Below are 23212 nucleotides of genomic sequence, written 5' to 3'. Positions count from 1 at the left end.
GTATTTTTGTGATTTAGCGGAACCACGATCCTCATCAATAACGAAGTGGTTCCTTTATTCACCTATATTTAGTAAAATTTACACTGATTTATGGCTGATAGAGGAATGAGGATCCTCATACACCTAGTTTGGGCGGTATTTTTGTGATTTAGCGGAACCTCGATCCTCATCAATAACGAAGTGGTTCCTCATTCCGCTAAATGGCGATATCATTCATTTGGAGCATAGTTTTGGATCCTCATTCCTTTATTCACCTATATTTAGTATAATTTACACTGATTTATGGCTAATAGAGGAACGAGGATCCTCATACACCTAGTTTGGGCGGTATTTTTGTGATTTAGCGGAACCACGATCCACATCAATAACGAAGTGGTTCCTCATTCCTTTATATATAGGCTTAGGCAATCCACGGAAAGCGAAGCGTTCTGCCGTAGCGGGTATTCTAAAACTACATCCATAAGTATGGAAATTCGAAACAAAATGTTACGTCGCATTATATCCATCATGCGCAGCAACGCTTCAAAAGAAAAATCCAAACAAATTCCGCTAAGAGATATTCCCCTTAGATTAAAACTTTTTTTGTTATTCCAGACTCTCTATCTTAAATTAAAATAAGTGAGTAAAGTCATCCGCGATGACCTTACCCACTTAAAATCTCCCCGATCGGAATATGGCAAACAATATCCATAAAAACATTAAAATGGCAATGATAAAGCCAATTTCGATTACAGGTATGTCCCATAAAGGAGTCGATTGGCTAACTAGTGCAGAGCCGATAATCAGCCCTGTCATAATAATGCTAAAGGATAGTAATACAATACTAAACGATAACCGATTACTAATTCGATCAAGTTTCTTTAAGGACTCATCTAATTTAGGAATAGAGATTTCTAGTCGCACTTTCCCTTTTTTTATTACTGATTTTAAATCTTGTACGGTGTCAGGTAATCCAGAGAGCATATCTCCAAACTCGGTTATATCGTTGATAACATGCCTAGCAACATTCTTCGGATGATACCTTGCTTTTAAGAGTTGACGTCCATATGGCTCCGCTAGCTTTATAATACTTAATTCTGGATCGAGCTTTTCTACCATGCCTTCAATAGAGAGTAATGTTTTCCCAAGTAGTGTCAAATCAGAAGGAATTTGAATCTGATGATGATAGGCTACAGAAAATAAATCGTGAACGGATTCCCCCAGGCTAACTTCGCTCAGCGGAACATCATAGTATTTGTCACGTAACCGATCAACATCCCGTCTCAACTCTTGCATGTTTACATCTTCAGGTACCATGCCCATTCGATGGATCGCCTTAATCATTCCGTCCGTATTTTCCTGCATAAGAGCAATCACAAACAAAGACAAGTCATTCTTCATGGTAGAAGAAACTCTTCCGGTTAGTCCAAAATCTATAAAGACAATCCTTTCATCTGGTAGTGCCAATAAATTTCCTGGATGTGGATCACCATGGAAAAATCCATCAATAAAAATTTGTTGAAACATTGAATTAACAACACGTTTTGCCAGTAAGGTTGGGTTTAAGCCTTTATGTTTGAGCTGTTCTTTATCATGGAGCTTCGTCCCATTTATAAACTCCATTGTTAAGACTTTTTGAGTTGAATACTCCCAATACACTTTCGGGATATAAATTGTTTCATCATGATTAAATTTGGTATCTATTCTCTCGATACTACGTCCTTCAATTGTGTAATTCAACTCCGCTACTAGTGAGTTCGAAAACTCCTCAATCATATCTAAGATTTGGTACCTCGAAGCCCATTCCAAGCGCTTCTCAGCTAGTAATGCCAAATCCTTTAATATTTCCAAATCTGTCTTAATTTTCGCAACTATGTTCGGGCGTTGAATTTTAATAGCTACTGGATCACCAGATTTTAATACAGCATAATGTACTTGTCCAATAGACGCTGCTGCTAAGGGGGTTTCGTGAAAGTCAGAAAAAACTTCTTCAATCGAATGACCCAACTCTTTCTGAAGAATATCTCTAGCTTCTTGGGAGGGAAATGGCGGAACATGATCTTGTAATTTTTCCAACTCAATTATAATATCCTTGGACAATACATCCGACCGTGTACTTGCAAATTGACCTAACTTGATAAACGTAGGTCCGAGCTCTTCCATAAACAAACGTAGCCTTTCCCCGGTTGTTTTGACCCGACTTTCCTTTTGTCCTTTCATAAATATACGTTTTGGTAGTGATAATAGATCTGGTAGTCCTAATTCCATGGCTATATAGCCAAAACCATTACGAGAGAATGCGATAACGATATCACGATAACGTTGTAAATGGCGAATTTGTTTCTCAAAGATCCAAATCCCCTCCCTTCATGATAGGGCCTTTTTCTTGTACATACGTATTAGTCTTCTTTTTTGAGCTGACTCTCTAATTCCGCAATCCTTTCCTTTAATTCCTGTACTTCTTCCTTTGTAGGTAAATCCAGTTCATTTAATAAATGATTTAATTTTTCATTCATTTTTTGATCCAATTCCTTCTGTGTCTCTTTTCCCTTTTCAAGCAATTCATTAAAGAACTCTTTTGACTCTTGTTTACTTAATTCCCCTTTTTCGACTAATTCATCAACTACTTTACTAGCCTGTTCCTTTGTAGTAAGTGCTAATCCTAAGCCTAAAGCTAATCCTTTTTTGAATGTACTTTTCATTTGGGTCCTCTCCTTTTCATTCTTAATAACTATCCCCACCAATTTTGTTGCGTTCTTTGCGAGCAAGAAGGCTCCACATGAGAACTCGGTAAGCGTGATGACTTCCCCTTTCTTACTTGTAAAACAACACGATTTCTTATAAGATTCTTTACTTATTATTATAACACCTTCAACTATTCTATTCCGAATGCAATGCTGTTATCCCTCAAAATTTCAGCATAAGATCATCGCTAAAACAAATCCTATAATTGAGGTGAGAAAATGAAAAAGCAAAGCAAAAAAGAATCGTTTACGATGCCTACACAAGCTAACCAAGATGGGGAATTCCAAGTACATGGTGGCATAAAAGAAAACTACCCATTAGATTCAATGAATAAAATGACAGGTGAATCGGTAAATGAACACAAAGAATTAGAGGCAGCCAATGAAGTAATTGCAGAAAAAGAAATCTCCCAAACGTATAACAATTCCTAAAAAGAAAAACTCTGATGTAAATTAAGTACACATCAGAGTTTTTTCCTTTATTAGTCTACACGTACGATATTTAATTCCCACCCTGATTCATTATCTGTAGAGGTCTGAACAAATCCTTCAAATGTATAAGACTCTCCTTTCTCTAAATCAATGGAGGTTTCGTTACGAATAACCGCTTCTAAATAGCCGTCTCCATCCGTTAATACTAAATATGTATTACCTGACACTGAATCAAATTCAATTTGTTCAATGGTTGCTGGTAAAATAACACGTTCATCGCTATGTTTTTCACTTACTTCCAAACTACTTACGGTTTCGGCTTTACTCGTTTGTCCAAAGTGCATATTCCCTGAAAACTTAGTTATAGCAAAAACGATACTAATAAGTATTGCTGCAAGTAAAAATACAATTAGCCCTTTTTTATCCATATCGTTTTTTAGCCAACTCAACATGCTACGATTAGATTTTCCCTGCGTATTATTTGTTTCGGTTACTTGATTATCCTCTTCAGCATCATCTGCTTTCGCTTCTACAACTCTATTTGAAGTTACGTTGTCGGACATTAAATGATCAAGTATAGCTTTTATTTGAAATTCCTTTAATGGATAACTCTTAAACCTTGTTGATCTTGCTAGAATTTTATCAAAACCTTTATCTATTTCATCAATACAATAATGGTACTTATAATAGCTATCCAAATCTCCTGGAATCCAGTTACTGAGCTTTTTTCCAAATTCATATTCAAACTCTAGCTTTGTAAAACCTTTATGAACTACTGCATAACCTATATATCGAATAGGGTCACCCAATCCAATATCGCGATGATGGGTTAGAAGGTAATTTTTCCATGCAACCGCATGTGACTTTACCTTTCCAAATGGATTTATCAATTCTTCTTTCACCTTGATCATCCCGTTTGGGTGTATGTACTCAATATTATTAATATGTATATCTTTCACTTCAATTATCCGAAATCCGAAAGCTGGAGAAAGAATGATATAATCAGGTATCGTCTCACCAAGGTTCGGTTTTCCAATAATATACGTATCATCTGGTAAACAGTCACAAAGCACATCTCCAACCACCAAAAACGATCCCTGCACGCTACCAACCAACCGATTCCTTCCTATAAATATACCCATTTGGTGCCTGTCACCCCCAAAAATTTGTCGAACATTTATTGTTACGAACTTTGTTGTTTATTTTTATTCCTTTTATGCAGTGTATGTTTTTTACCCCATTCATGCATTGCCTCTAAAATAGGCTGCAAGCTTTTACCATAGTCGGTAATAGAGTATTCTACTTTTGGGGGTACCTGTGGATATACAACTCGCTCAATTATATCCTCATCTTCTAATTCTCTTAATTGTTTCGTAAGCATCTTTTGTGTGATTCCAGGCAAGCTTCTTTTGAGTTCACTAAACCGCTGCGTGCCTTCTTTTAATAAATGCAATAAAATAATCGGCTTCCATTTTCCTACTAATATCCCTAGTGCATCTTCTACACGACATAATTCAGGTTCTATTTTCATGTTAACCTCCCAATAGTATCATTTTGTATACTATAACACTTTAAAGTGCGTACTTATAATTGATATTGATATCATCTATAATAACATGGAGAGTAGTTCTTTAGAAGCAAGTAAATATAATGAAGATAATGATAAAGAAAGGTTGAGTATATAGATGGAAAATTACCGTATCGACCCTAAAAAAGGATTAGAATTTGGCCTTTATACTTTAGGTGACCATTTACCCGATCCAACCACAGGTGACCGTATTTCAGCTGAGCAACGCATCAATGAGATCATTGAACTAGCCAAACTTGCTGATCAAGCAGGGATTGATTTTTTTAGTGTTGGAGAAAGCCATCAAGAATTCTTTGCAACGCAAGCACATGCTGTTGTTCTCTCCGCAATTGCACAAGCTACCAAAAATATTAAAATTGCTAGTTCATCAACAATTATTAGTACCTCGGACCCCGTACGTGTATATGAGAACTTCGCTACCATTGATTTAATTTCGAATGGTCGTGCGGAAATTGTTGCTGGACGCGCATCTAGAGTTGGTCTGTTCGATTTATTAGGGTATGATATTCGTGACTATGAAGAGCTTTTCGAGGAAAAATTTGACCTCCTCCGCAAAATAAATGAAGAAGAAGTGGTTAATTGGAGTGGCCATTACCGTGCTCCCTTAAAAGATGCAAAAGTATTACCACGCCCGAAAAATGGATTCTTACCAATTTGGCGCGCAGTCGGTGGAACACCCGCAAGCGCAATAAAAGCTGGTTATGCGGGCGTTCCAATGTTCATGGCCCATTTAGGTGGACCTGTTTCTGTTTTTAAACGAACAATTGATGCATACCGCGAGGCAGCACAACAAGGTGGGCATAATCCGGATGAATTACCTGTAGCAACTGCAGGATTTTTCTATGCTGCTGAATCATCTCAACAAGCATTAAGAGACATGTACCCTCATATTAATGAAGGGATGAAACGAACGAATGGACGCGGCTTTCCTAAACAGCACTTTGCTCAAGGCGTCGATCCTCACAATGTCATGAATATAGGGACTCCACAAGAAATCATTGAGAAGATCCTTTATCAGCATGAGCAATACGGACACCAACGTTATATTGCACAGATTGATTTTGGTGGAATGCCGTTTGAAAAAGTAGCAAAAAATATTGAAATTATCGGCACAGAAATTTTACCAGCCATTAAAAAATATACGGCAAAAAAATAGGGGGAAATCAACATGAAAATCGTTGCACTATCTGGTTCCATTGTTGGCTCCAAAACGAAAACGGCAATGGATTATACCGTAAAAACCTTTTCTGATAATTATCCAGATGCTGAGGTTACTTTAATTGACCTAGCAGAATATGAAGTGCAGTTTAGTGATGGTCGTAATTATTTGGATTACGAGGGAGACACCAAATATGTAACACAAACACTTATGGAAGCAGATGCTATTGTAATTGGTACTCCTATATTCCAAGCTTCTATTCCTGCTACATTAAAAAACATATTTGACTTACTTCCAGAAAAAGCTTTTTTAGATAAAGTTGTTAGCATCATTGTTACGGCTGGCTCTGCAAAACATTACTTGATTGCCGAACAACAACTAAAGCCTATCTTAGCTTATATGAAAGCACAAATTGTTCAAACATACGTATTTATCGAAGAAAGAGATTTCTATCGCAAGGAAATTACAAATGATGATGTGAAGTTACGAATTGACCGCTTAGTCGAAGACACCGCGGTACTCACCGAGACTTACGCAAAAATTCGTGAGGCTAAAGAAGAAGAGTATGGATTTTAGTGCACTCAGGAAATAATGTCATTTATATTTAGACAAGAAGCTTGAATTCTATATCAATATAAAACTCCCCGTACAGCAATGATTGCCATACGAGGAGTTTTATATTTAAACTTCTATTATCAATATTATTCTACCGTTACACTCTTCGCTAAGTTCCTTGGTTTATCCACATCACAGTCTCGATGTAATGCAGCGTAATAAGCTAATAACTGTAAAGGAACAACACTTACAAGTGGTGTTAGTAATTCATGCACTTGCGGTAATACAAATGCATCATCATCTTGTTCAAGGCCTTTCATACTAATTACCATTGCATTTGCCCCACGAGCAACTACTTCCTGCACATTACCTCGAATGGAATAGTTCACATTTTCCTGTGTTGCTAAAGCGATAACTGGTGTACCTTTTTCAATCAAGGCAATCGTACCGTGCTTCAATTCCCCTCCGGCAAATCCTTCCGCCTGGATATAGGAAATTTCTTTTAATTTTAATGCACCTTCTAATGATACATTGAAATCTGTACTACGTCCGATAAAGAATGCATTACGTGTTGTTGCTAGATAATTTCTAGTTATTTGTTCGATGGTTTCTTTCTGTGCTGTTAATACTTCCATTGCATTCGCAACAATAGCCAACTCTTGCATTGGATCAAAATCTAGTTCAATCCCTTTAGCTCGAGCGGTATCAACTGCTAATATAGCTAAAACAGCTATTTGCGCTGTATATGCTTTTGTCGATGCTACTGCAATTTCAGGACCTGCATGTAAATGCAGTGTATAATCTGCTTCACGAGAAAGAGTAGATCCTGGCACATTTGTAATCGTTAGTGCCGGATGTCCCATTTCCTTTATTTTAACTAAAACTGCGCGGCTATCTGCGGTTTCTCCACTTTGAGAAATAAACACAAATAGTGGTTTTTCAGATAGTAATGGCATATTATAAGAAAATTCACTTGCAACATGAACTTCAACTGGGATTTTTGCTAGTTTTTCAATAAACTCTTTACCTACTAAGCCAGCGTGATAACTCGTTCCAGCTGCAATTATATAAATACGGTCAGCAGCTTTCATCGCTTGACGAATCGTAGCATCAAGCTTTAAATCATTGTTATCATTTTGATATTCCTTCATAATTTTACGCATCACAATTGGCTGCTCATCAATTTCTTTCAACATAAAGTGTGGGTACGTACCCTTTTCAATATCACTCGCATCAATTTGAGCAGTATATGGTTTCCGTTCCACAACAGCTCCGTCTAACTTCTGAACCTCTACAAAGTTACGACTGACTAATACGATTTCCTGATCATAAATTTCCAGATATTGATCGGTAACCTTTAGCGTAGCCATGGCATCACTAGCAACTACATTAAATCCATCACCTAATCCAACTAGTAACGGACTTTTATTTTTTGCTACATATAATGTGTCTTGGTCTTCCTGATCAATCAAAGCAATTGCATAAGATCCTTTTAAAAGACCCATCACCTGACGAAAAGCTTCAGCTGTATCTTGATGCTTATCATAGAACTTCTCAATAAGCTGAACAATTACCTCCGTGTCTGTCTCACTTACAAAGTTAATACCTTCTAAATACTCTCTCTTTAAGTCTTGGTAATTTTCAATAACTCCATTATGAACTAGCGTAAATCTTTCAGATGTACTTTTGTGAGGGTGGGCATTACTTTCACTTGGTTCTCCATGTGTTGCCCAACGAGTATGACCAATCCCCATTGTTGCATGAACATCTTGATCAACATTTTCCTTTAGTGTTGCAATACGTCCTTTGACCTTAAAAAGATTTAAGCCATGTTCATTTAACATTGCTATCCCAGCTGAATCATATCCACGATATTCTAATTTTTCTAATCCATTTAATAAAATTTCTTTTGTATCATTTTGACCGATATAGCCTACAATTCCGCACATATCGCTGTTCCTCCTCTATAGAAGGGGGCAACGAACGACCTTCATATTCATGGTAGAATAGGGGCTCAGAATGTTGCCCCTTTCTCGTGATTGTATGATACATCTTGCTTTTTCCCTTTGTGCAACGAGTTACCTCATTGTTTTAGTGAAAAAAGCCAACGATTGAGATGTACAATCGGAAGGCACCCGCCGATAACTTCGATAACCTTCTTCCTCGTCAACTATTTTCTCTTCCGAACGGAAAATAGTCCTGGCGCTTTTAAACAAAAAACACACGATGCTCCTTTCTATCCTTAACTAAAATTTCACCCTTTACAATGGTAAATTCTGTTTAGGGTTCACCATATTTTAACCGATCTACAATGTATCGGTCAATCTTTTTTTGTGGGTGATGTTTTTATTGTATGCTCAAAACAAAATAATGTTCTCACGGTTATTTTATGATGTAAGAGGCACATGGAATGCTCCATGCGCCTCTATTGAAATTGTTACCCTTGATGCTTCTCCAAAAACTCTAACATACGGTTATAAACATTAATTTCATTTTCTTTTTTAGAGAACCCATGACCCTCATCCTCTAATAGTAAATACTCTACGTCACGGCCCTCATTTTTTAGTTTTTCAACAATCTGATCAGACTCTTCTTTAACAACACGTGGATCCTTTGCCCCTTGGATAACGAGCATCGGCTTCACCATACCATCTAAGTAAGTAACAGGTGAATCCTTTACAAAACGTTCCTTATCACGCTCTGGGTCCCCTAACCAGCGATCCATAATAGGCTTCCAATGATCTGGAACAGAATTTACAAATGTAAATAAGTCAGATGGGCCAAATATATCGACTACTGCTTTAAAATATTCCGCATGTCTACCATGCAATAGTAAAGCCATATAACCACCATAACTTCCACCAACAAGGAATAACTTCTCACGATCGGTGATATTATTTTCAAATAGCCACTCTATCGCAGCAACACAATCAAGACGAGGTCCCTCTCCCCAATCTTGCTCTACAAGCTTCACAAAGGATGAACCATAACCTGTAGACCCACGGAAGTTAGGTGCGAATATCGTATATCCACGATTTAAAAAGCACTGGAACATCGAGCGGAAAAATTTACGCTCTGAGGCCTGTGGACCACCATGTGGCCAAAAAATTGTATGTCCATTATCATTCTCTGGTTTAGCTTTAAACAATAATGCCTCGATCTCCATCCCATCAAAAGATTTATACGATACAACTTCTGGCTCCACCATATCCTCTTGGCTTATACCAAGCACACGATTATTGGTTAACTGATTCCATTCCTTACCGTCACTCGTTTTGAAAATATTGTGTGGAATTGTTGCGCTTCTACCTAAAAGATAAACATTACCTGATTTCGTAACTTGAAGCTTTTCAATCACATCAACTGGTTTCGTTAACTTTTCTAATTTGTTCGCTTCTAGATCATAACGATACAGATCATCTTGTACACCATTTTCAGTTGTTAAATAGAATAATTTATTGGCTTTATCCCATTTCAGCGATTCCACGCTTTCATTCTCGATTTCTAAAACAGGAGTGAATTTCTTTGTTTCTAGTTCATATTTTGCAACATAACTATATTCACTTTCATAATCCGTTACAAAATAAATCGTTTTTTCATCAACAAATACCGGTTCGAATGTTACATGAACTTTCTCTGGGTCAGGTGTTAAACTAAACGTATCATCACCTATTTTTACAAATCCAGTGACATATGTATTAGCAAAGGATCGTAAAAATACAAATGCATCCTCTTTATCGGAAACCGCTGCTAAGTTTGTTGGAGAAATCTCACCGACATTCAATAAAGTATCTGTGTTATCCTCTAAGTTACGTACGCGCGCATTTAAAAAGCTCGGATTGTCCTTGGAAGTCATATAATAAATACGCTTTCCATCTTCACTCAAATGACTCAAGAAATATTTCTCTTGTGGCTCCCCAGTGATCAATGGCTGTGGAAGTCCACCTTCACTTGGAATCGCATAAATTTGGTGATTTTCATCCCCATCTTTATCAAATCCCGCTATTACATAACGATTGTCAGGATCGAATTTAATAAAACTATTTGACTCATCGTGATGAGCAAACAAATACGGAAATGTATCTGGTAAATCCAATGCCCATAAATTCATCTTACCATTCAGATTGGAGCTGAATACAAGTCTATTTTCATCACTACTTACGGAAAAATTCGTTATTGCATACGTACGGAAAAACTGCTCAACAGTCGGTTTTGGAAACTTAATCATTTTTGGCCTCCTATTATTTTTTTGATTTTAGTAAAATTTAAATAATTCAACATATAATAATAGTATATCTTAAAATCATATATACTAATAGTAAGAAAGTTTAAATTACTAAAATCTATACGGTATATACTAATTATATTCTGCAACTTAATATACCATAATAGGCTTAGGTCTGGTTTTATTTCCAACTTAAGAATGAGGATACTGAATGCCTAAAAGTTCTTCTCACATTATTTGTTGCGTTCCATGTATATAATATGACTTAACTTTATTTTGGAGATTGGTTCCATTCATTTTAGATGAGGATCGTCGTTCCGTTATATGATAAAATATCGCCAAAACAAAGGAGTATTAGGATCCTCTTTCCGTTATTAGACATAAATCAGTGAAATTCGCGCTGGAAATAGGTGAATAAAGGAATGAGTGACCAAAACCAAGCTCCAGACATATCATTTCGACCAAATAGCGGAATGAGAAACCACTTCGATTTTGATGAGGATCGTCGTTCCGTTATATGACAAAATACCGCCTAAGGATTCTCATTCCACTATTTGAACCCATCGTGGCTAAACGTATCTTGTTTTATTCCACTGAAAGATTAAGGATTCCTCCATCAGCCGGATACTAGAGTACCAATTGTTTAATTGTCGCACAATACATCTCCCCCGCTTCAACAATAATAAAATAACCGAAAAAAAGATGCCCTCTTTCAATCAGAGAGCATCTCATTTCCATTTACTATTCTTTTAATCCTAATAAATCATCAATCAACTGTACTACTTGATCAACGTACTTTTCACATTCTTCTTTTGTTGGTGCTTCAACCATAACACGAACCAAAGGCTCTGTTCCTGATGGACGTACAAGGACACGACCTTCATCACCTAACTGTTGCTCAACTGCATCTATTTCATTTAGAATTCGTGAGTCAGTTAACGCTTTTTGCTTATCTACCACTTTAACATTTTTCAGTACTTGTGGGAAAATAGTCATTTCACTAGCAAGCTCAGATAATGGCTTTCCTGTTTCTTTCATAACATTAACAAGCTGAAGCGCGGACAGCATTCCATCACCAGTTGTACTATAGTCTAGGAAAATAATATGCCCTGATTGCTCTCCCCCTAAATTATAGCCACCTTTTCGCATCTCTTCCATTACATAGCGATCACCAACTGCTGTTTTATCACTACGCATTCCATTTTGCTCTAGTGCCTTATAGAATCCGATATTACTCATCACAGTTGAAACAACGGTATTATGGCGCAAGAATCCTTTTTCATTCATATATTTGGCACAGATAAACATGATTTGATCCCCATCAACAATATTACCTTTTTCGTCAACAGCGATTAAACGATCACCATCTCCATCAAAAGCAAGACCTATATCTGCTTCCTTCTCAAGTACTAACTGTTGTAGCCCTTCTGGATGAGTTGATCCAACTCCATCATTTATATTCAAACCATCTGGTGAAGATCCAATCGTGAATAAATCCGCTTCTAGGTCTGCAAATAAATGAGTTGCTAAGCTAGAGGTTGCTCCATGTGCACAATCCAAAGCAATTTGTAAGCCTTCAAAATCATTATCAATCGATCCTTTTAGGAAGGAAAGGTATTTCTGTCCTGCTTCAAAGAAGTCATTTACTACCCCTACATCTCCACCTACAGGGCGCGGTAAGTTATCTTCACCATCCATTAATTCTTCAATTTCTTTTTCTTGCTCGTCTAATAATTTGAACCCATCTGGTCCAAAAAACTTTATTCCATTATCTTCTACAGGATTATGTGAAGCAGAGATCATTACACCCGCTTGTGAACTGGTTGCTTTTGTTAAATAAGCTACTCCTGGAGTAGAAATAACACCAAGTTGCATTACTTCTGCTCCAATGGATAACAATCCAGCAACTAATGCACCTTCCAACATATTACCTGAGATTCTTGTATCACGGCCAACTAATATCCTTGGTCTAGTAGTCTCTTTCGTTAAAACATAACCTCCAAACCGGCCAAGTTTAAAAGCTAATTCGGGAGTAAGGTCTTTATTCGCTACACCCCTAACTCCGTCTGTTCCGAAATATTTACCCATAAGTACCTCTCCTTCGTATCCATTTAACCATTATGAGAGCTTTTTTTGTTGTTATTCTTCAACTATTTCTATCAAAACTTCCTCAATTTCACTTTCTATGGTTATACCTTCGGGACCATCAATGGTGATTGGAACACGATGTTCCCCTTCGGAAAGTCCCGCCAAATCAACTGAAACCCGAAAATCTTCTGCACTCAATTCTCTAACATCTTGTTCATTTCCCGTTATCGTTATACTTGTGTCCTGGCTCTCAGGATCCAAAAATGAAACGGCTTGTCCATCACCAAGATTATCCGTTTCTATCGAGATGGCTTCTATTGATCTCGTTTGTTCTAATTGGACATCAATCTCAACCTGTTGCCTATTTGGAATGTGCACTCCTTCTGGTAGGTCAAAGGCAACATTTACCACACCAGACTCTGTCAGTTCAGATAGATCAATAGCTTCTGTTTCAACCTCTTCTATATCAGCCAATCTTTCACTTGTTGCAAACACAGTAACTTCCTCAACATTTGGCTCCATTGATACTAATGAATATCCTTCCGGTAGTGTTCCAGTTGTGGGAACACTAACCGAAACCGATTTACTTGGATTATCGATCTCAGCTGATACAGAGACTTGCTCCGGTTCTACTCGAACGCGTAATTCATTACCCTGACTATCATATACATTTACTGGTAATTCCAGTTCCTCAACGGGTTCCGTTAAGCCAGCAACATCAATATATACTTTAACAATACGAATTTCCTCAATTACGCTTTTAGAACTAGTTATCGTTACAGTTCCAGGGTTTACTTCTATTTCACCAAGTTCATACCCCTCTGGAAGCTGGTCTTCATTAACAAAATCAACCTGTACATTGAACTCTTCCGTACTACGCTCTTCAATTATTACTTCGATACTACTTGGATCAATCGATGCTTCTAATTCAGTCGGTATATCTTCATGCCTCAGATCTACAGTATGTTCACCTTCACCAAACCCTTGTAAATCGACATACACTTTGAAATCACGTTGTCTAATCGTAGTCTCTAATACACTCGTACTAGTCCCTTCCAAAGTCACATCCACAAACTCTGGAACACCACTTACAACAAATTTTTCACTATTAATCCTTATTTCAACAGGAATATTTTCTACAACTTCAGACTTTGAACTAATTGGCCAGAAAGTTAAATCATTATCGGGGTCATCTGCTTCTTCCATCGCCACAAATACATATAACATGATTGCAAAAACTAACGAGATTCCTCGGACAAACCATTTACTCTTAAACCATTTATCCATTTGTCTTCCCCCTTCGCTTGAAAGGTTTTCTTTCAGGGGTTCTTAAATTAGGTGATAAATTCTCGCGTAAATAATTTCGTAAGTCATCCAAGGTTAATTCTCTTCTTAACTCACCATTTTTTGTGCACGATACACTACCAGTTTCTTCAGATACGACAATGGTTAATGCATCGGTTACTTCACTAATCCCCATTGCAGCACGGTGCCTCGTACCTAGTTCTTTAGAGATAAAAGGACTTTCTGATAATGGCAAGTAACAAGCAGCTGCAGTAATTTCATTTCCCTTAATTATTACCGCCCCATCGTGCAACGGAGTATTTGGAGTAAAAATGTTAGTAAGCAACTGATGCGTCAATTTACCATTAATAGAAATTCCTGTTTCAGCATAATCCGCTATTCCAGTATCACGTTCAATCGTAATCAAAGCTCCAATTCTACGCTTTCCCATATAATTACAAGATTGAACGATATCTGTGATCATTTTTTCTAGCTCTTCTTCTTCCGATTTAGTACTTCGAGAGAATAGATTTCCTCTTCCTAATGTTTCAAGTGCTCTCCTAAGCTCTGGTTGAAATAAGATTACAATTACTAGGAATCCCCATGTAATAGCTTCTCTAGTAATGTATTCAATTGTTTGTAATCCCAGTGCCATGCTAATAATTCTTACGATGAGAATCACGATTATGCCTTTAAGCAATTGAATCGCTTTAGTACCTCTTATTAGCATAATTAGTTTATATAATACATACCAGATGAGAGCGATATCCACACCTATTTTTAACAGGTCTAATATACTCAATCCCCCATCAAGCATGTTCACACATCCTTTTATTCATGTATTTATTCTTCCCGTCTCTAAGTAATAACCCTATATATTATATCATATTATCCATTGTAACATGATAATCCGTAATTGAATAATTACCTTGATATTTTTAACTTGAACAAAAAACCTGGCAATTAACCAGGTTTTTTATTCGCTCCATGAAAAGATGCTTTTAAAGAAATTATTCAGATGATATAAAATCCAGTCAAATAGTTGATCAACTTCCTTAAACTCCCCATTAATATCTCCAGCTGAAGCTAGCAAAACTTCTCCATCTATGGTTGTTTCTTTCTCATCAATAATTTCTCCATTAATTAACGTTACGTCCCCTTCAACAGTACCATCAATCTTTAGATTTCCGTTTTTAACAACTAGATCGTCTTTGACGGTAACACCTTCTGGTACAATTACCGTGTCTCCTTCGATAATTAGTCCTTCCTGCTTGGAGACAGTTAATTGTGAATCTTGCTCCCACGCAGTAAAAAGACCGCTAAACATTAGGATAAAAAAGATTGCCGCTGCAGAAATTATAGGATGCATTTTAAACCATCTCATATATTTAACTTGCTTCTTTTCAGTCGGAAGTTTTTGCATAATATCTTTCGTGAAATTTTCTGGTGCCTTCACTTGTTCGACACTTTTTAGTAATGTGATGGATCGCTTCAATTCATGAAAATGCTTTTGACAGGAATCGCAGCCTTCTAAATGAATTTTCAACTGCATTTCTTCTTCTTTTGTTAAGTCTCCATCTAAATGTTGGTGCATTAATTTTACCGCTTCTTTATCACAATTCAAGTGAATCACCCCTTTACACGTGGCGAAGCTTTTTACGTAAAGCTTCCCTTCCTCGATGGATTCTAGTTTTAACGGTACCAAGTGGAATATCTAAGATGTCACTAATTTCCTGAAGGGAAAACTCCTCCAAATAACGTAACATAATTATACTACGGTATTTAGGTGGAAGACTTAAAATCTCGCTTTCGATTTGATTTTGCAATTCCATTCCTTGAACTTCTTCCTCCGGGAGCCTGTCATTCGTTGCTAATTGGGAATACATATCTAATCCATCCGTACCTTTCACTTCCGCATCAAGATAGTAATCTGGTTTTCGTTTTCGAATACGATCAATCGTTAAATTTGTAGCTATTCGATATAACCATGTTGAAAACTTTCGATTCTCATCATAAGAATGGATATTTACATACGCTCGAATAAATGCCTCCTGTGCAATATCTTCCGCCTCATGCTTATTCCCAAGCATTCGATAACAATGTTGAAAGATTTTATCCTGAAAGAACATTACTACATCCTCATAGGCGGTTTGGTCCCCTTTTTTTACCTGTTTAATTTTATCTCTTATTATTAGATCCATTTTCTCGTACCTCCGCTATGATGCGGTATTTATATTACGAATCTATACTACAATAGGTTTCATTACAATGGAAGTTTTTTTATTTCAAAATGGGTAAATGTTACTATTTTATGGATTTGTTAGAAAATTTATATTTTAACCTTGCAAAAATGGGTATTTTTACATATTATTAGATAATGGATACAATAAAGATGGAGGATATGGGAAGTGGAGAATGTCTTACTAAAGAAAATTGAGAAATGTCGTAGAGAGATGATTGCACTTAGTATCTCACATGGCTTAACCTCTGAAGCAGTTGTCCAGTCTAGTAAAAGATTAGATGATCTACTGAATGAGTACCAAAAAAAAGTAGGATAACTGTATCTAACTTCAATGAAATTACATATTAATAGGGTAAAAAAGACAGTATCTTAATTCTTAGGATACTGTCTTTTTTATTTCCCTAATATGTCGAAAGTTAAACCTTTATTTTAACTTTTCTCCAAACAATGACCCCATTAAACCTACTGCCATATTTGCTGTCTTATTCTTCTCATCTAAAATTGGATTCACTTCCACAAACTCGGCAGAAGTTAAGATATCAGAATCAGCTAGCATTTCCATTGCTAAGTGGCTTTCGCGATATGTCATTCCACCTAATACCGGCGTACCTACTCCAGGGGCTTCTGTTGGATCCAGTCCATCTAAATCTAGACTAAGATGTACACCATCTGTACGATTCTGCAAATAATTTATTGCCTGTTCCATTACATATGACATGCCATTTCGGTCTATCTCATGCATCGTAAATACCTTGATTCCCTTTTCTCGGATAAGCTCCCGTTCACCTGGGTCAAGTGAACGCGCACCTATAATCACAATATTTTCTGGTTTCACTTTTTGACCATAACCAAATGTATTCGTTAATTTCTCATGTCCTATTCCTAGACTAACCGCTAACGGCATACCATGTATATTACCAGAAGGGGATGTTTCACCTGTGTTGAGATCTCCATGGGCATCATACCAAATTACACCAAGGTTTTCATAATGCTTGGAAATACCAGCTAGACTACCTATAGCAATACTGTGGTCTCCACCCAATATTAATGGAAAACGACTCTTATTTATTTCTTCGTCTACCATTTTAGCAAGTTCTTCATTTGCCTCGATTACTTGTTGAAGATTTTTCAAATTCGTTCCATCGTTATAGTTTATTTTTTGATCTGGTCGATTAATGGAAATATCGCCCAAGTCATGGATGTCGTAATTAAGCTCCTGTAACCTCTCAATGGCTCCTGCGTAACGTATCGCGCTAGGACCCATATCAACACCACGACGGTTTTGTCCTAAATCCATCGGTACTCCAATCATTGAAATCTTTTTATTCATTCCATTACACCTCCAAATATAATTCCGAATACGCTATTAAATCGCCCTATGTATACGGTACCAATCTACTTTATTCTAGCTAAAATATAGGAACGACTCAACCGCACAAAATAATGCATATATATACAAAGCATAGAAAACTGCAAAAAAAATCAGATGACCATCTCGGATGATCATCTGACTGAACTATTATATAGATATTGCACCTTTAGAAGGAACATTTAATTCCAAAACTTTAATTCCGGCTTTTTGCCAAGCCTTCTTCACCCGATCTGCTGATTCCTCTGAGGGCATAATTGCAATTCCACAATCCCCGCCACCAGCACCTGAGGGCTTCCCTGCCCCATTATAATACTCGGCTATATCACATAGCTTTGTTAGTAACGGGGTCTCAATCTCAACATCAGCTTCCTTACCGACTTTTGCTAGAGCTCGACGATTTCTCCTTATTCCTTCTATTATTAGAGAAGTGTCAGTCTCTTTCATCCCATTTAAAAATAGGTTAACAGCTTCTTCACTACGCTTCAAAAAAAGCTCATATTCAATCGCATTTACCACTTTCAATTTTAGCAATTCATTTACGAGTTTTTTTGTAGAAGCAGGCTTCCCTGTCCACCCTACACAAATATGCACTTGTTCAGGGATTAACAATGGTTGAACAGATAAGTATTTCCACTCTCTTCCTATTAAATTCTTAAGCGATACTCTATTACGAAATTCACGGTTTAGCCATTCAGCCTGAAACGAGGAATACGCTAATACTCCTCCATAACTAGAGGCAGCAACATCAGCTCCCGAACCATTCCCTTGCGTTGTTGCGTGTGTAATAGCTGCTAATTTAAAAATAAGCTCTTCGGAAACATTCTCAGGCATATATTTGTTTAAAATAGCAGCGATAGCAGAAGTGACAACAGCGGCACTCGAACCAAGACCATATTTAACTCCTGCTTCATCCAACTCACTATTTATCGTTAATGAAAAGTTCGATGGAGAGATCCCACATTCTTTCAAATATGTTAAAGCAATAGACATCGCATTAGCCACAAAGTCAACTCGTTTATCGTCTGTATCTATAAAGACATTTTCCCTTATACTATCATATCGCCAGTTTAATTTGTCCATTTGAAAGTTCATTAATGATAAATAGTTCTGTTCACTATTTTGAATGGTTGTAAAAACAAATCGATCCACAGCCATTACAGCTAGCTTTTGATAGGGTTCTAGAACTGCAAATTCTCCTGCAATCATCAATTTCCCTGGAACTTTTATCGTCAACTTTGTGTTTGGCAAATTGCTCCCCCCTTATAGGTAGGTCACTCCTTGCCCAGCTCGACTAAGAATGACATCAGTTACACCTGGTATTTCACGGAGTGCTTTTTTTATTTTTTCTTCGTTTTCAGGCAAATAAAGAACCTTCACATTCGGACCCGCATCAATCGTAAAATACGCAGGAACACCATGCTCCCTCAACTGTTTTACAGTTTGCATTACGGACACCGTAGTATCATGCCAATATGTAAAAGGCGGGGTAGCCCCCAATGTTGTTGCGTGCATTTTTAAGCAATTTGCCTCTGCAATCTTACCAACCATCTCAAAATTGCGGTCATTAATTCCCTGTTTTATGGCATCTAAGTCACTTGGAATACTATCCACCCAGCTTTTGAAAAACGGCGATGTATCCACGGTTCGTTTCATTCCTTCACGACTAGATACCTTCTTCATTTTTGAAGATAACACAACCGCTGCAACTCGAATATCCCAATGATCTTTCGGAGCAATAGGTATTGCATAGGAATCTGAACCATCTTCCTTTATGCCCTTTTCCCATTCAGCAAACCCCCCATATATAGACCGGCATGCAGAACCAGAACCTTGCCTTGTTATTCGAGACAATTCATGCTCCGATAACTTCAGGTCAAGTGCTTTTGTAGCAGCAGCTGCTAGTGCGGCGAATCCTGATGCGGATGACGCAAACCCAGCAGCTGTTGGTACCTTATTTATCGAATGGATTTCAGCAAACAATGTGTGTTTTTGAGCATACCCTCGTATAAGGTCAAGAAACTTTGTCACCCGATTATATTGTCCGTCCGTAACGATCGTGTTATCCAGGTAGAATACATCCTCTTTTAGCTCGGCTTTAAATTCCACTGTCGTTTGGGTATAAAATCCATCTAACGTTAATGAAAGACTGTTGTTGGTAGGTAGTATAATGCTCTCATCTCGTTTTCCCCAATATTTAATTAAAGCAATATTTGTATGTGCTTTTGCAGTAGCTTTCATTTGAATCTCCTCTTCTAATCCTGCTTCCTTAATACGAATGGCCAAACAGCATGTGCCCCGAATTTCTTTAGCTTCTCAGCTAGCTGTCTTGAGTGAACTTCATTTTTGGCTAGTGCAATGATACAACCACCATTGCCACCACCTGTTAACTTAGCACCTATTGCCCCTTCTTCGCGAGCAAATTTTATCATTTTATTTAGTCCGGCATCGCTCACTCCAAGCGATTCCAGCTCTTTTTGTGCTTCATTTAATACCTGACCTAAGAAGTTCCTTCCAGCCTTTTCTAAAGCATATTTAGCATGGTGAGTAAGTTCACCAATACGTTCTATCTTCGCATGAATTTTCCTTGGAGCGGTTTTCAACAAATGCGCAACCGACTCTACGGCTGATCGTGTGTCACCTATTCTTCCAGTATCAGCCACAATAAAATGAAAATCGGAGGACGGTTTGATATAAGAAATTGGATTTTCTTTTTCAAACCATACTGGAGACTCTGAAGTAATGGTCAATGTATCGATTCCACTTGGTGATCCGTGCGCGAATGTTTCTGCGATATCCGCAAAATATAAAAGTTCCTTCTCGGTATAACTAACTTCCGCATAAGCAAATAAGGAGCGAATAATCGCAATTGCCACAGAAGCACTCGAACCAAGTCCTTTGCCTGGAGGAATCGATGATTTCACACGTATCAATAAATTGCGTTTGGGTAATTGAAGGTGGTCTAAAGTAGCTTCAATACTATTTATAATTCCATCCAATGTAATTGGAGCAGCATCCATTGGCCCTTGGTAAAACGTACTATCAAAGGTAATTGGACCTGATATTCGTTCAATAACTGATTCCACCCCAACTAGTGGGAAAGGGATAGCGATAGCAGGTTGCCCGTGTACAACTGCATGTTCCCCAATTAGAATTAACTTACTATGAGCTATTCCTATAGCTGTTTTTTCTGTAGTCGATACTTTTTCTATACTCATTTTGAATATTGTTCCACCAATTCTTTTGCTTTCCCAACACGGATTTCTTTTTCTTGTACTAATTTTTCAGCAATAATATCGATCATCTCCCCAGTAGCTCCAGCTGCTATTGCAACAGAGCGTGAATGTAAGGCCATATGCCCTTTTTGGATGCCATCTGTCACTAATGCCTTTAAAGCACCTAAGTTTTGTGCCAATCCTACAGCAACAACAACCTGGGCTAATTCTTGCGCTGAATCAACATTTATGATTCGATGTGCCACTTTTGACATCGGATGTACTCCGATAGATCCCCCAACAGTTCCTACTGACATTGGGAGTTCTAACTCTCCTACAAGATTCCCATCATCGTCAACAGCCCAAGTTGTCATCGAACCATAATGGCCAAAGCGAGATGCATAAGCATGTGCCCCCGCCTCAACAGCCCGCCAATCATTTCCGGTAGCAATTACAATTGGATCAATTCCATTCATTATTCCTTTATTATGCGTAACGGCTCGATATGGATCAGATGCAGCAAATTCATAAGCATGCACAACTCCATCTCGAACCTCTTCACCAGTAAACCCGTCACTTTCAAGTAACTCTGGTGGAATGACACAGGTTGCTTTCGCTAAGCAACGATCTGCATAGTTGGATAATATTCGTAAATACACTTTTCCATTCGTAAGTTCTTCAACAGTTGGTGCTAGTGCTTCTACCATTGTATTAATAACATTAGCACCCATTGCATCACATGTATTAATATATACATGTAAAACAAGCATCTTCCCATATGTTGAAGCTGCTTCTTCATTTAGTATACGTACTTCTATATCTTCCGCTCCTCCCCCTCTTGCTTTCATGCTTGGGTGAGCAGCATTTGCTATATCAACTAACTTTTTCTTTTCTTTTATTAATACTTCTTTTGCGGCTTGAAAATCTGAGCAACCAACCACTTGGATTTGACCGATCATAACGCGATCTGTAGATTCTGTTGAGAAGCCACCTGCCTCTCGGACTATTTTTGCAATATAGCTCGCAGATGCGACTACTGACGGTTCCTCGATCGCCATCGGTACTACATACTCTTTCCCATTTATTAAGAAATTTAATCCTAATCCTAAAGGAAGAGGAAAAGTCCCAATTACATTTTCAATCATTTTATCTGCTGTTCCAATTGGTAAAGCTTCTTTTGTATTTAATATATTTAATTCTTCATCAGAGATCTTGTGCTGTTTTGCTAATAACTCTCTCCGCTCTTCCACATTTTTATTATAAAAGCCAGGTATTCTTGAAGAACTCATACTATACCATCCTTTATATCTCTATTAAAAAAATTTAAAGTTAACTTAATTATATCGTATCAAGACCATTATAGTATACTTAATTTACTCTATCTATTATGTTAAAAAAATGCCCAAAATGCAAATAAAACAAGGTTGTCAGTAGTTGACAAACCTTGTTTTATTTCGACGTTCTATATTTTAATATTTTATTATTATATATGGTGAGCCATGGAGGATTCGAACCTCCGACCCTCTGATTAAAAGTCAGATGCTCTACCAGCTGAGCTAATGGCTCATTTTTATGTATTCTTACTATGCATAGTGCTTATTAGTTAGTGACCCCTACATCTGCTAGCTTATTCATGGGTGTATTGTGCTTCGGGGTTACTCGTTGATTACTCAACCGCCCAATAATTCAGCTGTTAATATTTAACAACTATTTTTAGGCAAAAAAAAATGGCTGGGCTACCAGGATTCGAACCTGGGAATCACGGGATCAAAACCCGATGCCTTACCGCTTGGCTATAGCCCAACAAAATGGTGGAGGGGGGCAGATTCGAACTGCCGAACCCTGAGGGAGCGGATTTACAGTCCGCCGCGTTTAGCCACTTCGCTACCCCTCCGTATTAAGTATGAACTAATGTTTTACTCTTTATACATACATTTTTAAAAAATGGTGCCGGCCAGAGGACTTGAACCCCCAACCTACTGATTACAAGTCAGTTGCTCTACCAATTGAGCTAGGCCGGCATTTATTAACAGTTATTGCTATACTGAATTCCACTATCCCCAGACCCCTACATCTACAAGCAAATTCAATGAAGCATGGTGCTTCGGGGTTACTCGTAGTTTACTCGGCGGAAGCAACGCTCGTTGCTCTACCAATTGAGCTAGGCCGGCAAAAATGGTGGAGGATGCAGGGCTCGAACCTGCGACCCCCTGCTTGTAAGGCAGGTGCTCTCCCAGCTGAGCTAATCCTCCATGTTGGTGACCCGTACGGGATTCGAACCCGTGTTACCGCCGTGAAAGGGCGGTGTCTTAACCACTTGACCAACGGGCCA

At 37.8% G+C, this 23212-nt stretch carries 20 protein-coding genes and 6 tRNA genes; 4 read left to right on the top strand and 22 right to left on the bottom strand.

Going from position 1 to position 23212, the window contains the following annotated elements:
- Positions 1 to 651 precede the first annotated feature (651 nt).
- Both BMX40_RS19165 and BMX40_RS19160 read right to left on the bottom strand, forming a co-directional pair.
- Entirely contained in the window at positions 652 to 2247 is a 1596-nt protein-coding gene (locus tag BMX40_RS19165) for an ABC1 kinase family protein (protein ID WP_170840857.1), read from the bottom strand.
- Between the two features lie 131 nt (positions 2248 to 2378).
- On the bottom strand, positions 2379 to 2681 hold the full coding sequence (locus BMX40_RS19160; RefSeq protein WP_090872967.1) for a phasin family protein: 303 nt from the start codon (positions 2679 to 2681) through the stop codon (positions 2379 to 2381).
- Between the two features lie 261 nt (positions 2682 to 2942).
- On the opposite strand from BMX40_RS19160, the gene BMX40_RS19155 reads away from it, so the two are divergent.
- The gene (locus tag BMX40_RS19155; protein WP_090872965.1) at positions 2943 to 3155 is read left to right on the top strand and encodes a hypothetical protein; all 213 of its coding nucleotides are present in this window, start codon (positions 2943 to 2945) and stop codon (positions 3153 to 3155) included.
- Positions 3156 to 3205: 50 nt separating this feature from the next.
- Here the strand turns inward: BMX40_RS19155 and BMX40_RS19150 are convergent, their stop codons facing one another.
- Together BMX40_RS19150 and BMX40_RS19145 are read right to left on the bottom strand one after the other, a co-directional pair.
- Complete coding sequence (locus BMX40_RS19150; protein ID WP_139177972.1) at positions 3206 to 4297, bottom strand: hypothetical protein; 1092 nt, start codon at positions 4295 to 4297, stop codon at positions 3206 to 3208.
- A 41-nt stretch (positions 4298 to 4338) separates the two neighbouring features.
- Positions 4339 to 4686: a winged helix-turn-helix transcriptional regulator gene (locus tag BMX40_RS19145; RefSeq protein ID WP_090872961.1), complete on the bottom strand. Its 348-nt coding sequence runs from the start codon at positions 4684 to 4686 to the stop codon at positions 4339 to 4341.
- Between the two features lie 154 nt (positions 4687 to 4840).
- Between BMX40_RS19145 and BMX40_RS19140 the strand changes: the two genes are divergently transcribed.
- Together BMX40_RS19140 and BMX40_RS19135 are read left to right on the top strand one after the other, a co-directional pair.
- Positions 4841 to 5899 (top strand): LLM class flavin-dependent oxidoreductase, encoded by a 1059-nt coding sequence (locus BMX40_RS19140; RefSeq protein WP_090872957.1) that lies wholly within the window; start codon positions 4841 to 4843, stop codon positions 5897 to 5899.
- Between the two features lie 12 nt (positions 5900 to 5911).
- The gene (locus BMX40_RS19135; protein WP_090872955.1) at positions 5912 to 6478 is read left to right on the top strand and encodes an NADPH-dependent FMN reductase; all 567 of its coding nucleotides are present in this window, start codon (positions 5912 to 5914) and stop codon (positions 6476 to 6478) included.
- A gap of 125 nt (positions 6479 to 6603) precedes the next feature.
- Here BMX40_RS19135 and glmS read toward each other — a convergent pair whose 3' ends face one another.
- From glmS to sigW, 7 genes are all read right to left on the bottom strand, one after another.
- Entirely contained in the window at positions 6604 to 8406 is a 1803-nt protein-coding gene (glmS, locus tag BMX40_RS19130; RefSeq protein ID WP_090872953.1) for a glutamine--fructose-6-phosphate transaminase (isomerizing), read from the bottom strand.
- A 488-nt stretch (positions 8407 to 8894) separates the two neighbouring features.
- Entirely contained in the window at positions 8895 to 10685 is a 1791-nt protein-coding gene (locus BMX40_RS19125) for a S9 family peptidase (protein ID WP_090872951.1), read from the bottom strand.
- A gap of 738 nt (positions 10686 to 11423) precedes the next feature.
- The gene (gene glmM / locus BMX40_RS19120) at positions 11424 to 12770 is read right to left on the bottom strand and encodes a phosphoglucosamine mutase (protein ID WP_090872949.1); all 1347 of its coding nucleotides are present in this window, start codon (positions 12768 to 12770) and stop codon (positions 11424 to 11426) included.
- Between the two features lie 51 nt (positions 12771 to 12821).
- Positions 12822 to 14057 carry a CdaR family protein gene (locus BMX40_RS19115; protein ID WP_090872947.1) on the bottom strand — a complete coding sequence of 412 codons (1236 nt, stop codon included), beginning with the start codon at positions 14055 to 14057 and terminating at the stop codon, positions 12822 to 12824.
- Complete coding sequence (cdaA, locus tag BMX40_RS19110) at positions 14050 to 14871, bottom strand: diadenylate cyclase CdaA (RefSeq protein ID WP_090872945.1); 822 nt, start codon at positions 14869 to 14871, stop codon at positions 14050 to 14052. The genes BMX40_RS19115 and cdaA overlap by 8 nt, the downstream gene beginning before the upstream one ends.
- A gap of 159 nt (positions 14872 to 15030) precedes the next feature.
- Positions 15031 to 15678 carry a zf-HC2 domain-containing protein gene (locus BMX40_RS19105; RefSeq protein WP_090872943.1) on the bottom strand — a complete coding sequence of 216 codons (648 nt, stop codon included), beginning with the start codon at positions 15676 to 15678 and terminating at the stop codon, positions 15031 to 15033.
- A gap of 13 nt (positions 15679 to 15691) precedes the next feature.
- Positions 15692 to 16255, bottom strand: a complete 564-nt coding sequence (sigW, locus tag BMX40_RS19100) for an RNA polymerase sigma factor SigW (protein ID WP_090872941.1) — start codon at positions 16253 to 16255, stop codon at positions 15692 to 15694.
- Between the two features lie 207 nt (positions 16256 to 16462).
- Between sigW and BMX40_RS19095 the strand changes: the two genes are divergently transcribed.
- Positions 16463 to 16612: an aspartyl-phosphate phosphatase Spo0E family protein gene (locus BMX40_RS19095; RefSeq protein ID WP_090872939.1), complete on the top strand. Its 150-nt coding sequence runs from the start codon at positions 16463 to 16465 to the stop codon at positions 16610 to 16612.
- A gap of 108 nt (positions 16613 to 16720) precedes the next feature.
- Here the strand turns inward: BMX40_RS19095 and rocF are convergent, their stop codons facing one another.
- The 11 genes from rocF to BMX40_RS19040 form a co-directional block, all read right to left on the bottom strand.
- Complete coding sequence (gene rocF, locus BMX40_RS19090; RefSeq protein ID WP_090872937.1) at positions 16721 to 17626, bottom strand: arginase; 906 nt, start codon at positions 17624 to 17626, stop codon at positions 16721 to 16723.
- Between the two features lie 189 nt (positions 17627 to 17815).
- Positions 17816 to 18916: a phosphomevalonate kinase gene (locus BMX40_RS19085; protein ID WP_090872935.1), complete on the bottom strand. Its 1101-nt coding sequence runs from the start codon at positions 18914 to 18916 to the stop codon at positions 17816 to 17818.
- Positions 18917 to 18928: 12 nt separating this feature from the next.
- Positions 18929 to 19906 carry a diphosphomevalonate decarboxylase gene (gene mvaD / locus BMX40_RS19080; RefSeq protein ID WP_090872972.1) on the bottom strand — a complete coding sequence of 326 codons (978 nt, stop codon included), beginning with the start codon at positions 19904 to 19906 and terminating at the stop codon, positions 18929 to 18931.
- 14 nt (positions 19907 to 19920) lie between these two features.
- Entirely contained in the window at positions 19921 to 20883 is a 963-nt protein-coding gene (gene mvk, locus BMX40_RS19075; protein WP_090872933.1) for a mevalonate kinase, read from the bottom strand.
- Positions 20880 to 22169: a hydroxymethylglutaryl-CoA reductase, degradative gene (locus BMX40_RS19070; RefSeq protein WP_090872931.1), complete on the bottom strand. Its 1290-nt coding sequence runs from the start codon at positions 22167 to 22169 to the stop codon at positions 20880 to 20882. Before BMX40_RS19070 ends, mvk begins: the two co-directional genes overlap by 4 nt.
- Before the next feature lie 201 nt (positions 22170 to 22370).
- A tRNA-Lys gene (locus BMX40_RS19065) sits at positions 22371 to 22446 on the bottom strand.
- A 162-nt stretch (positions 22447 to 22608) separates the two neighbouring features.
- Positions 22609 to 22683 (bottom strand) — tRNA-Gln (locus BMX40_RS19060).
- A gap of 6 nt (positions 22684 to 22689) precedes the next feature.
- Positions 22690 to 22774: transfer RNA gene (locus BMX40_RS19055), tRNA-Tyr, on the bottom strand.
- Positions 22775 to 22825: 51 nt separating this feature from the next.
- Positions 22826 to 22901 (bottom strand) — tRNA-Thr (locus tag BMX40_RS19050).
- Between the two features lie 155 nt (positions 22902 to 23056).
- Positions 23057 to 23132, bottom strand: a tRNA-Val gene (locus BMX40_RS19045).
- A gap of 4 nt (positions 23133 to 23136) precedes the next feature.
- A tRNA-Glu gene (locus tag BMX40_RS19040) sits at positions 23137 to 23211 on the bottom strand.
- Position 23212: the final 1 nt, after the last annotated feature.

Origin of the sequence: Oceanobacillus limi (assembly GCF_900111445.1) — a bacterium.
In the GTDB taxonomy this organism is placed as follows: domain Bacteria; phylum Bacillota; class Bacilli; order Bacillales; family Amphibacillaceae; genus Ornithinibacillus; species Ornithinibacillus limi.
This window is presented reverse-complemented; position numbering and strand designations above follow the sequence as displayed.